The following is an 11,382-nucleotide window of genomic DNA, read 5'->3' as shown; positions in this document are numbered from 1 at the left end:
GGGCGGCGCGGCGGCTGCCGGCGCGGCGGCCGCGGCCGTCGAGGGGCCCGAGGTGCCCGGCGCGGCCGGCTGGTGCGGCACCTGCGGCGTCTGGGCATGCACCCCACCTGCCGACAGCGCGGCTGCCAGCGCCGCCGCGAGGGGAAGTCGAAGGAATCGGATTCGGCTTGCTGCTGCCACGTCGGGATGCTCCTTTTTTACCGGGGAATTGAAATCAGTCCATGCGCTCGAACACGGCGGCGATGCCCTGCCCGCCGCCGATGCACATCGTCACGAGCGCGTAGCGCCCGCCGATGCGCTGCAGTTCGTACAGCGCCTTGACCGTGATCAGCGCGCCGGTCGCGCCGATCGGATGGCCGAGCGAGATGCCCGAGCCGTTCGGATTGAGGCGGGCCGGATCGAAACCGAGCTCGGCCGCCACCGCGCAGGCTTGCGCCGCGAACGCCTCGTTCGACTCGATCACGTCGAGATCAGCAACCGCGATGCCTGCCCGCTCCAGCGCCTTGCGCGAGGCCGGCACGGGGCCGATCCCCATGTAGGCCGGATCGACGCCCGCGTGCGCATACGACACCAGCCGCGCGAGCGGCTTCAGGCCGCGCGCCTCGGCCACGCGGCGCTCCATCAGCGTGACCGCAGCGGCCGCATCGTTGATGCCCGACGCGTTGCCGGCCGTGACCGTGCCGTTTTCCTTGGCGAACACCGGGCGCAGCTTGCTGAAATCCTCGGCGGCCGCGTCGTGGCGCACGTGCTCGTCGGTATCGAAAATCACGGTGCCCTTCTTCGAACCGATTTCGATCGGCAGGATCTGGCTCTTGAAGTAGCCGGATTTCGTGGCGTGCGAGGCGCGGCGGTGCGATTCGAGCGCCAGCGCGTCCTGCGCCTCGCGCGTGATGCCGTATTTCGCCGCGACGTTCTCGGCCGTCACGCCCATGTGGATCGACTGGAACGGATCGTGCAGCGCGCCGAGCATCATGTCGACGAGCTTCGCGTCGCCCATGCGCTGGCCGAAACGCGCGCCCGGCATCGCGTACGGCGCGCGGCTCATGTTTTCCGCGCCGCCGGCCACCGCGATCTCGGCGTCGCCGAGCAGCACGGCCTGCGCCGCCGACACGATCGCCTGCAGGCCCGAGCCGCACAGCCGGTTCACCGTCAGCGCCGGCGTGTGCTGGGCGATGCCGCCGTCGATCGCCGCGACGCGCGCGAGATACATGTCTTTCGGCTCGGTATGCACCACGTTGCCGAACACCACGTGCCCGACCTCGTCGCCCTTGAGCGCCGCGCGATCGAGCACTTCGCGCACCACGCGCGCGCCGAGCTGCGTCGGCGAGAAATCCTTGAGGCTGCCGCCGAACCCGCCGATTGCGGTACGCACCCCGCTGACCACCACCACTTCGCGTTGCATGTTGCCTCCGATGTCGTTTGTGAGTGATCCGCAGGGTAATACGGATGCCGGGCGCGGCAATCGAGGATTCCCTCGACCGGCGCACGACGCGGCATCGGCAGGCCATCGCGGCAGGCCATCGCGGCAGGCACTGCGGCGGCCCTGGCGGGTGGCTCGGGCAGCCCGTCGTTCGGCGGGACGGTCGCGCGGCCAACGGCTGAGTTGCCCGATCCGCGAGCGGGTCGGGCCAAGGGCGCGAGCCGTTCGCCGTTCGCCGTTCGCCGTTCAGCCGTTCAGCCGTTCAGCCGTTCAGCCGTTCAGCCGTTCAGCCGTTCAGCAAGGCGCGGACCGCCTGCGCATCGGGAATCGGCGCGACCGCGCCGTAACCGCGCGGCGGCCGCATTCGCGTAGCGCGCGGCTTCGAACGGATCGTCGCCGGCGACGATCCGCGCGACGAACGCGCCGCCGAAGCAGTCGCCCGCCCCGGTCGCGTCGAGCGCATCCACCGTGAAGCCCGGCACGACGCGGCGCTCGCTCGGCGTCGCGACGTAGGCGCCATCCTTGCCGAGCTTCAGCGCCACCACGGCCGGGCCGCAATCGAGCAGCGCATCGACGATCGCGTCGCGCGTCTCGTGGCCCGTCAGCAGCGTCACGTCGTCCCAGCTCGGCAGGCAGATGTCGGTGCGGCGCAGCGCTTCCATCATGACCGCACGGGCGCGCGCCAGCGGCCAGAGCTTGAGCCGCAGGTTGGTGTCGAAGCTCACGCGCACGCCGTTCGCGCGCGCGTGATCGATCGCCGCGAACGCCGCGTCGCAGGCGCTCGCGCTGATCGCGAAGCTGATGCCGGACAGATGGATGACCTGCGCCGCCGCGATCGCGTCGAGCGGCAGATCGGCCGGCGCATAGCGGCTCGCGGCCGAGCCGGCGCGCAAGTAGTCGAACGCGTGGCCGTGCTCGCCGTGCGAGACGAAATACACGCCGGTGGGGGCGGCCGCGTCGATGCGCACCGAGGCCGTGTCGACCCGCTCGCGCCGCCACAGGTCGAGCAGCAGCCGGCCGAAATGATCCTGGCCGACCGCCGACGCGAAGCCGGCATGCGCGCCCTGACGCGCCGCCGCGATGCAGAAGTTGGAGGTGTCGCCGCCGAAGCCCTGCAGATACTGCGGCGAGCCAGGCTGCGACTGGTTGAATTCGACCATCGCCTCGCCGAACGCGAGGATGGCCGGCGAGGCGACGGACAACCCGGCGGACGACGCTTGCGTCATGCCGCGCCGACCTCGCCCCACAGATCGTGACCGTCCGCGCCGGTGATCGTCACCGACACGAAATCGCCGACCTTGTAGCGCTTGCCGCCCTGCACCGGGTCGACGTACACCACGCCGTCGATTTCGGGCGCATCCGCGGCCGTGCGGCCGATACCGCCGTCGGCGTTCACTTCGTCGATCAGCACCTTGAGCGTCTGGCCGACCTTGCGCTCGATGCGCGCGGCCGACACTTCCTCGGCCACTTCCATGAAGCGTGCGCGGCGTTCCTCGCGCACTTCGTCGGGCAGCGCGCCGTCGAGTTCGTTGGCCGTCGCGCCCTCCACCGGCGAGTAGGCGAAGCAGCCGACGCGATCGAGTTCCGCCTCGCGGATGAAGTCGAGCAGCGTTTCGAACTGCGCTTCCGTCTCGCCCGGGAAACCGGCGATGAACGTGCTGCGGATCGTCAGGTCCGGGCAGATCTCGCGCCACTTGCGCACGCGATCGAGCACCTTTTCGGCGTTCGCCGGGCGGCGCATGCGCTTGAGCACGTCCGGGTGAGCGTGCTGGAACGGCACGTCGAGATACGGCAGCACGTGGCCGCGATACGCGCCCTCGGCCATCAGCGGGATGATTTCGTCGACGTGCGGATACGGGTAGACGTAATGCAGGCGCACCCAAGCGCCGTATTCCGCGGCCAGCTCGCCGAGCGCGGCGACCAGTTCGGTCATGCGCGTCTTGAGCGGGCGGCCGTTCCAGAAGCCGGTGCGGTATTTCACGTCCACGCCGTACGCGCTCGTGTCCTGCGAGATCACCAGCAGTTCCTTGACGCCCGACTTGAACAGGTTTTCCGCTTCGAGCATGACCTCGGCGACGGGGCGCGACACCAGGTCGCCGCGCATCGACGGGATGATGCAGAACGTGCAGCGGTGGTTGCAGCCTTCGGAAATCTTCAGGTAGGCATAGTGACGCGGCGTGAGCTTGATGCCGGCGGCCGGCACCAGGTCGACGAACGGGTCGTGCGGCTTCGGCAGGTGGTGGTGCACGTGCTGCATGACTTCGCCGAGCGCGTGCGGGCCGGTCACGGCCAGCACCTTCGGGTGGACTTCCTCGATCAGGCCGGCGCCGCTTGCGCTCTTCTTCGCGCCGAGGCAACCGGTGACGATCACCTTGCCGTTCTCGGTCAGCGCCTCGCCGATCGCGTCGAGGCTTTCCTGCACGGCGTCGTCGATGAAGCCGCAGGTGTTGACGACCACCAGATCGGCGCCGTCATAGGTGCCGGAAATCTCGTAGCCTTCGGCGCGGAGCTGGGTGAGGATTTGTTCGGAATCGACGAGCGCCTTCGGGCAGCCAAGCGAGACGAATCCGACTTTCGGGGTATGGGACATCGGGAATATGTGTGGGGGTGTGGCGCAAAGGCGAGAGTTTACAGCGATTTAGGCTGCGGCGATTCAAAATCGGCGGCGGCAGCGACGCGGCCGGCCAACACCGCGAAAAGTCGCCCGCACGCCGTGAACGGTTCGATCGATCGATTGCCGGCGCCTGTTTTGCCCCCTTTGCGCCTCGTCGTACCCACCCTGTTATTTTTGCCTGAGACTGCAACGATTCGTTACAGAACCTCGAACACGGGCAATCGCCGCACCGCGCGCCTCGTCCCGAGCCGCAACAGATGTACCTGCAACGATGCGATCTAGCCGATCCCCCGCTCTCACGGGGGACTCGACATTATTCATACAAATACATCGCACGAAAATCGGCGATGAGTTTCAGGGTCTGATACCTGCAACACGTTGTATTTTTTTGTTACAAATTACGACTCAAGTTTTGGAAATCGCACGGGATACTGCTTTAAACGGCCTCTCTCGATCGGGGCCTATCCTTAACCGAATCAATAAACCGAACGAGGCGAGAACCGATGAAAGTCGCCATTCTCGGCGGTCCGGCCAATCAAGCCAGGCAACTCGAACTGTGGTTGCGCAATGGCGGTCACCAATCTGAATGCTTCAAGACGGGGAACGCGTTCTTCAACGCGCTGCGCCGCAACGATTTCGAATTGCTGATGGTGGATGTCGCCCTGCCCGACATGGGCGGCGTCGAGCTGATCGCCTGGGTGCGGCAGCATTTCGAATGGCATATGCCGGTGATCGCGATGATGGCGCGCGACGCGTGGCACCAAGCGGCCGACGCGCTAAAAGCCGGCGCGGACGATTACCTGGTGCGCCCTGCGCGCGAAGCCGAGGTGCAGTCGCGCATCGCCACCGTCGCGCTGCGCCATGCGGCCGAACCCGAGGAACTGGTGGATTTCGGCGCCTATACGATCGACGTGAAGGCATCGAAGATCCGCCTGCACGGCGAGCCCGTGAGCCTCACGCGCAAGGAATTCGAGCTGGCTACCTATTTCCTTCGTCATCCCGATCAATTGGTTTCGCACGAGACGCTGCTGAACCGGATCTGGAAGCTGCAAAGCGACATCGACACGCGCACCGTGGCCACGCACGTCAGCCGGATCCGCAAGAAGCTGCAACTCGACGGCACGTACGGCTGCGAGATCATGTCGCTGTATGGCTACGGTTATCGCTGCCTGATCAACCTGCCGGAGACGAACGACGTGGCCGGCGAACCGGACGAACACGTGGCGGCGCCTCGGCCCGACCGCGCACACGGCAGCCCGCTCGGCGGCCCCACCATCGCGCTGGCCCTGACCCGCCCTGCCGCGTCGCAGGATACGGCGTTGATGGCGCTCGCGGCCCCCGCTCCGAGCCCTGCGATGAGCGTGGCCTACGGCCCGCCCATGGCGCGCTTCGACAGCAGCCCGGCCGAGCGGCGCGACGTGGCGGACCTGCTGCGGCAACGCCAGGATGCCGAGGAGCAACTGCGCAAGCTGCGCGACGCGTATTGCGAAGTCACGCTCGAGTTGCGCGCATTGAAGCGCCAGGGCGGACGACGCCTGCACGAGATTGAAACCAACTCGGATTACCGCGAGGACGCCGCCTGACCGCAATCGGCCAGGCGCAGCCCGTCAAAAAGCACACGGCCCGCTCGAAAGCGGGCCGCCTTGCCGCGCAAGCCGTCGCCTGACGGCCCGCCGCGCGTTCACTTCTTCTCGGAACCGTCGGTCGGCGTCGGCTGTTTGAACGGAAACGTACTGAACATCGATTTCGCCTGGCTCTGCATCTGTTCCTGCATCTGCACGAACATGTTCTTCGACTGCTCGATGTAGCTGGTCATCATGCCCTGCATCATCGGCGCCTGCATGTTCATGAACTGCGACCAGACCTCGGGATTCATCGCGTTCGTGTCGTAGAGCCCCTTCGACTGATCCGACAGCTTGTTCTGGATGTCGATGAACGCCTGGATGTTCTTTTCCAGGTACGTGCCCATCATGCCCTGCATCGCGTGCCCGTAGAAACGGATGATCTGCGAGAGCATCGGCGACGAGAACATCGGCACGCCGCCGCTTTCCTCTTCGAGAATGATCTGCAGCAGGATGCTGCGCGTGAGGTCCTCGCTGCTCTTCGCATCGACGACCTTGAAATCCTCCTGATCGAGCACGAGCTGCTTCACGTCGGTAAGCGTGATGTACGTGCTCGTTTCGGTGTCGTACAGCCGGCGATTCGGATACTTCTTGATGAGCCGTTCGGCAGTCTTCTTTGTAGTAGTCATGGAACACCTGTGAGCGCCGAAGCGGCGCGATGACAGCATTCGGTGGCCGCAGTGCGCAGTCACCGAATGCACTCGGAATCCGACGAACCCGTGCGCGCGGCCGGCCCGGCCGCGCACGCGGCGTTCAGCCCATGTGCAGGCCGCCGTTCAGCGAGAAATCGGCGCCCGTCGCGAAACCGGATTCGTCCGACGCGAGCCACGACACGATCGAGGCGATCTCGTCGGGCGAGCCGAGGCGGCGCACCGGAATCGTCGCGACGATCTTCTCGAGCACGTCCGGGCGAATCGCCTTGACCATGTCGGTGCCGATGTAGCCCGGCGACACGGTGTTGACGGTCACGCCCTTGGTGGCCACTTCCTGCGCCAGCGACATCGTGAAGCCGTGGAGGCCGGCCTTGGCCGTGGAATAGTTGGTCTGGCCGAACTGGCCCTTCTGGCCGTTCACCGACGAGATGTTGATGACGCGGCCCCAGCCACGCTCGACCATGCCGTCGATGACCTGCTTCGTGACGTTGAACAGGCTCGTCAGGTTCGTGTCGATCACGGCCTGCCAGTCTTCCAGCGTCATCTTGCGGAACACGACGTCGCGCGTGATGCCGGCGTTGTTGACCAGCACGTCGATCTCGCCCACTTCGGCCTTGACCTTGTCGAAGGCCTGCTTGGTCGACTCCCAATCGCCGACGTTGCCCTCGGAGGCATAGAAATCGAAACCGAGCGCCTTCTGATCCTCGATCCACTTCGCACGACGCGGCGAGTTCGGGCCGCAGCCCGCCACCACCCGGAAGCCCGCCTTGTGCAGACGCTGGCAGATGCCGGTTCCGATGCCGCCCATGCCGCCGGTGACGTAAGCAATACGCTGAGTCATGCTGAACACTCCATTTATCGTTGTCGGGGCGCCGAACAGCGCCACCGTGTCGTCTGCCTCTTACTGCGGAGCACGCTCCCGACGCGCTCCGCGCAGCATTACGGACGCTCGACCGCCAGCGCCACGCCCATCCCGCCGCCGATGCACAGCGAGGCCAGGCCGCGCTTGGCATCGCGCTTCTGCATTTCGTGCAGCAGCGTGACGAGAATCCGGCAGCCCGACGCGCCGATCGGGTGACCGATCGCGATCGCGCCGCCGTTCACGTTGACCTTCGAGGTGTCCCAGCCCATCTGCTGATGGACGGCGAGCGCCTGTGCCGCGAACGCTTCGTTGATTTCCATCAGGTCGAGATCGTCGACCGACCAGCCCGCACGATCCAGGCAGCGGCGCGAGGCCGGCACCGGGCCCATGCCCATCACCTTCGGATCGACGCCGGCGCTCGCATACGCCTTGATGCGCGCGAGCGGCGTGAGGCCGAGCGCCTCGGCCTTCTTGGCCGACATCACGAGCACGCCGGCCGCGCCGTCGTTGATGCCCGAAGCGTTGGCGGCCGTGACCGAGCCTTCCTTCGAGAACGCCGGCTTGAGGCTCGCCAGCGACTCGGCCGTCACGCCGTGACGCACGAACTCGTCCGTCGCGAAGCGGATCGGATCGCCCTTGCGCTGCGGGATCTCGACCGGCACGATTTCGTCGTCGAAACGGCCGGCCTTCTGCGCGGCTTCCGCCTTGTTCTGCGACAGCGCCGCGAATGCGTCCTGCGCCTCGCGCGTGATGCCGTATTCCTTGGCGACGTTCTCGGCCGTGATGCCCATGTGGTACTGGTTGTAGACGTCCCACAGGCCGTCCACGATCATGCTGTCGACGAGCTTCGCGTCGCCCATCCGGAAGCCGTCGCGCGAACCCGGCAGCACGTGCGGTGCGGCGCTCATGTTTTCCTGGCCGCCGGCGATGATGATGTCGGCGTCGCCCGCGATGATCGCGTTGGCCGCCAGCATCACGGCCTTCAGGCCCGAGCCGCACACCTTGTTGATGGTCAGGCCCGGCACCGCGGTCGGCAGGCCGGCCTTGATCACCGATTGGCGCGCCGGGTTCTGGCCCGAGCCGGCCGTCAGCACCTGGCCCAGGATCACTTCGCTGATCTGATCGGCCGCGACGCCGCTGCGCTCGAGCAGCGCACGAATCACCGTGGCGCCGAGTTCCGGCGCAGCCAGCTTCGCCAGCGAACCACCAAATTTGCCGACCGCGGTGCGCGCGGCCGATACGATCACTACGTCAGTCATGTCCACATCCTCCAGGCCCGCACCGCGGCCCGCTCAGTTGAAAAATGCCGAAAGACAGACGGCGAGCGTGCGCCGCCCGCCGCGATCCGTCAATGTTCCTGCGTCAATTGCGCACCATCACGTAGCGGCCCGGCGCCGGCTCGATCGCCGGAAACTGCGCCGAGCCGAGCGTGGCGCGCGGCTTGGTCTTGCGGCCGCCGTACTGGTCGAGCCAGTCGATCCATTCGGGCCACCAGCTGCCCGGATGCTCGGTGGCCGCATCGAACCAGTCCTGCGCATGCTCGGGCAGTTCCTTCGCGTCGGGCGAATCGAACGTCCAGTAGCTGCGCTTGTTCTTGGCCGGCGGATTGATCACGCCGGCGATATGGCCCGACGCGCCGAGCACGAAGCGCAGCGGCCCCGTGAGCAGCGAGGTGGACGCATAGGCCGTCTGCCACGGCACGATGTGATCCTCGCGCGAGCCGTAGATGAAGGTGGGCACGTCGATGCGCGTCAGGTCGACTTCCTCGCCGCACACCGTCAACGAGCCGGGTTCGCGCAGGCGGTTCTCGAGATACGTATGACGCAGATACCACGCGTACATCGGGCCAGGCAGGCTCGTCGAATCGCTGTTCCAGTACAGCAGGTCGAACGGCGCCGGCGTGCGGCCCTTCAGGTAGTTGTCGACCACGTAGTTCCAGACCAGATCGTTCGGCCGCAGGAACGAGAACGTGTTCGCGAACTCCACGCCGTGCATCAGGCCCGGCGCCGCGCCGTTCTTGCCGCCGATGGTCTGCTCGCGCATCTGCACGTGCGCCTCGTCGACGAACACGTCGAGAATGCCGGTATCGGTGAAATCGAGCATCGCCGTGAGCAGCGTCATCGACGCCACCGGGTGTTCGCCGCGCGCGGCCAGCACGGCCAGCGCGGTGGCCAGCATCGTGCCGCCGACGCAGAAGCCGAGCGCGTTGATCTGCTCGCGCCCGCTGATCTGCCCGGCCGCCTCGATCGCGGCGAGCACGCCGTCGTTCGTGTAGTCGTCCCAGGTCTTGCCGGCGATCGACGCATCGGCGTTGCGCCACGACACGAGAAACACCTGATGGCCGCTCGCGAGCGCATGCGCGACCAGCGAATTCTCGGGCTGCAGATCGAGGATGTAGAACTTGTTGATGCACGGCGGCACGATCAGCAGCGGCCGTTCGTAGACGGTCGGCGTGACCGGCTTGTACTGAATCAGCTGCATCAGCGCGTTCTCGAACACCACGGCGCCTTCGGTGCTCGCGAGGTTCTTGCCGACCACGAACTGCGATTCGTCGGTCTGGGAGATCTTGCCGCGCTGCAGATCGCCGAGCAGGTTCATGATGCCCTGCCGCAGGCTTTCGCCCTGCGTGTCGAGCAGGTTCTTCTGCGCTTCGGGATTCAGTGCGAGGAAGTTGCTCGGCGAGGTGGCGGCCGTCCATTGCTGCACCGCGAAGCGGATCCGCTCGCGCGTTTTCGGGTCGGTCTCGACCGCCTCGGCCAGCGACTGGAGATAGCGCGCGTTCAGCAGATACCAGGCCGCCGTGAAGGCATGCGCGGGCGACGATTTCCAGGCTTCGGCGCTGAAGCGGCGATCTTTCAGTTCGGGCGATGCGAGCTGCGCCGAACTGGCCTGACGGAACAGCTCGGCGCTCTCGCGGGCGTAATCGGCCTGCAACTGCTGGAGCTTGGCGGGCGGCACCGAGGCCACCGGCAGCGCCATGCCCGGAAACGCCGCGCCGCCGGCGGGCGGCCAGCCGGCCGGCCACTCGGGCGGCTTCGGCATCGCGAACGGAAAGGAAAACGGAGCGGAAGACGGGCCGGCGGCAGCGGACTGGGCTGCCTGGCCTGCGGCCGCGCGCAGCGGCTCCGCGAAGCGGCCCCATGCGTCGAGCCACGTCTGGAACATCTGCTGCATCGGCTGGGACGCATCGGCCGTCTGGCGCCCCGGGGAGGAGTCCGCTTGTGAGGAAGTCGACGAATTTTTCGGTGCTGTCATACCTGCGTTACCGGTGATTCCTGGCGGTGCATCTGGACATGCTGCGTCAACGACCTGCGTACGGCGCGAACTGCGGGCCGTCACGCGCTAGAGGCTTGCTTCCAGATTCTGCCGCAGTGCAGTAGATTTATCATTATCGTTTTCCCCATGTGAAGCGGCGGGCGAAAACGCACGTGGCCGCAACGTCGCGGCAATCCATCGCAATCGCGGCCGAAAGCCCGGCCGCAAGCGCAACGAACGTCTGCTTGGAGCCGGATAGCCTATCCGGGTTCCGTGACGAAAATCATGTCACGCGCCGCAGCAATCCGGCATCGCATTTATGACGGGGTGCGATGAAAAACCTGCGCCGGCATTCCATCGCGCGCCCGCCTCCACGGCACACGATACGCCAACCCGCACCGCCCTGCCTTCAGCCATCCCGGCCGTCGATCCAGATCATTGCGCTCATGCGGCCCGTGACGCGATCGCGCCGGTACGAGTAGAAGCGTTCGCGCTCGGTCAGCGTGCAGGCGCCGCCGCCCCCGGGCCGCGCCATGCCGAGGCGCGCCGTGCGCAGGCGCGCCAGCGCGTAGAGATCGGCGTGATACTTGCCCGGCGCGCCATCGATGGCAACAAAAGCGCGCACGGTGGCATCGCGCTCGTCGGGCGTGGCCGCTTCGGCGAACGCCGCGTGCACGTCCTCGCCCACCTCGAACGCGGCCGGACCGATCGCCGGGCCGAGATAGGCATGCAGCCGGCTCGCGTCGGCACCGGCCAGCGCCGCCACCTCGGCAGCGGTTTTTTCGACGATGCCGCCCACCAGCCCGCGCCAGCCCGCATGTGCGGCGCCCACCGCGCGCCCCGCCTCGTCGCAGAACAGCACCGGCATGCAGTCGGCCACCATCACCACGCAGACGGCGCCCGGCACGTCGGTGACGCTCGCGTCGGCGCGCACCGGCGGCGCGTCGGGGCCGTCA

At 66.9% G+C, this 11,382-nt stretch carries 8 protein-coding genes and 2 pseudogenes; 1 reads left to right on the top strand and 9 read right to left on the bottom strand.

Translation table 11 applies throughout. The features are described 5' to 3' along the window. The 4 genes and pseudogenes from G3N92_RS24540 to rimO all read right to left on the bottom strand — a co-directional run. Positions 1-180: pseudogene (locus G3N92_RS24540) on the bottom strand (hypothetical protein); the annotation flags it as partial. Positions 181-214: 34 nt separating this feature from the next. After that, positions 215-1,402 (bottom strand): beta-ketothiolase BktB, encoded by a 1,188-nt coding sequence (gene bktB, locus G3N92_RS24535; RefSeq protein WP_206130193.1) that lies wholly within the window; start codon positions 1,400-1,402, stop codon positions 215-217. Between the two features lie 304 nt (positions 1,403-1,706). Next, positions 1,707-2,646, bottom strand: a pseudogene (locus tag G3N92_RS24530) (sugar kinase). Further along, positions 2,643-4,010, bottom strand: coding sequence for a 30S ribosomal protein S12 methylthiotransferase RimO (gene rimO / locus G3N92_RS24525; protein WP_206130192.1), 1,368 nt, complete (start codon positions 4,008-4,010; stop codon positions 2,643-2,645). The pseudogene G3N92_RS24530 and the gene rimO overlap by 4 nt, the downstream one beginning before the upstream one ends. A gap of 527 nt (positions 4,011-4,537) precedes the next feature. Here rimO and G3N92_RS24520 point away from each other — a divergent pair. Then, a complete protein-coding gene (locus G3N92_RS24520) occupies positions 4,538-5,617 on the top strand; it encodes a response regulator transcription factor (RefSeq protein WP_206130191.1) in 1,080 nt (359 codons plus the stop codon). A gap of 98 nt (positions 5,618-5,715) precedes the next feature. On the opposite strand, the gene phaR is transcribed toward G3N92_RS24520, so the two are convergent. The 5 genes from phaR to pgeF all read right to left on the bottom strand — a co-directional run. After that, positions 5,716-6,285, bottom strand: coding sequence for a polyhydroxyalkanoate synthesis repressor PhaR (gene phaR, locus G3N92_RS24515; RefSeq protein WP_206130190.1), 570 nt, complete (start codon positions 6,283-6,285; stop codon positions 5,716-5,718). Positions 6,286-6,409: 124 nt separating this feature from the next. Next, on the bottom strand, positions 6,410-7,150 hold the full coding sequence (locus tag G3N92_RS24510; protein ID WP_206130189.1) for a 3-ketoacyl-ACP reductase: 741 nt from the start codon (positions 7,148-7,150) through the stop codon (positions 6,410-6,412). A 98-nt stretch (positions 7,151-7,248) separates the two neighbouring features. Then, entirely contained in the window at positions 7,249-8,430 is a 1,182-nt protein-coding gene (locus tag G3N92_RS24505; protein ID WP_206130188.1) for an acetyl-CoA C-acetyltransferase, read from the bottom strand. A gap of 103 nt (positions 8,431-8,533) precedes the next feature. After that, positions 8,534-10,426: a class I poly(R)-hydroxyalkanoic acid synthase gene (phaC, locus tag G3N92_RS24500; protein WP_206130187.1), complete on the bottom strand. Its 1,893-nt coding sequence runs from the start codon at positions 10,424-10,426 to the stop codon at positions 8,534-8,536. 409 nt (positions 10,427-10,835) lie between these two features. After that, on the bottom strand, positions 10,836-11,382 hold a 547-nt coding region (pgeF, locus tag G3N92_RS24495), incomplete at its 5' end, for a peptidoglycan editing factor PgeF (RefSeq protein ID WP_206130186.1).

It is taken from the genome of Burkholderia sp. Ac-20379, from assembly GCF_017104645.1.
GTDB lineage: Bacteria > Pseudomonadota > Gammaproteobacteria > Burkholderiales > Burkholderiaceae > Burkholderia.
The sequence above is the reverse complement of the archived record's forward strand: the minus strand, read 5'-3'. Positions and strand labels throughout refer to the sequence as shown.

Excerpts from the sequence above, each read along its gene's own strand:
- bktB (WP_206130193.1), bottom strand. The coding sequence starts at position 1,402 with ATGCAACGCGAAGTGGTGGTGGTCAGCGGGGTGCGTACCGCAATCGGC.
- rimO (WP_206130192.1), bottom strand. The coding sequence starts at position 4,010 with ATGTCCCATACCCCGAAAGTCGGATTCGTCTCGCTTGGCTGCCCGAAG.
- G3N92_RS24520 (WP_206130191.1), top strand. The coding sequence starts at position 4,538 with ATGAAAGTCGCCATTCTCGGCGGTCCGGCCAATCAAGCCAGGCAACTC.
- phaR (WP_206130190.1), bottom strand. The coding sequence starts at position 6,285 with ATGACTACTACAAAGAAGACTGCCGAACGGCTCATCAAGAAGTATCCG.
- G3N92_RS24510 (WP_206130189.1), bottom strand. The coding sequence starts at position 7,150 with ATGACTCAGCGTATTGCTTACGTCACCGGCGGCATGGGCGGCATCGGA.
- G3N92_RS24505 (WP_206130188.1), bottom strand. The coding sequence starts at position 8,430 with ATGACTGACGTAGTGATCGTATCGGCCGCGCGCACCGCGGTCGGCAAA.
- phaC (WP_206130187.1), bottom strand. The coding sequence starts at position 10,426 with ATGACAGCACCGAAAAATTCGTCGACTTCCTCACAAGCGGACTCCTCC.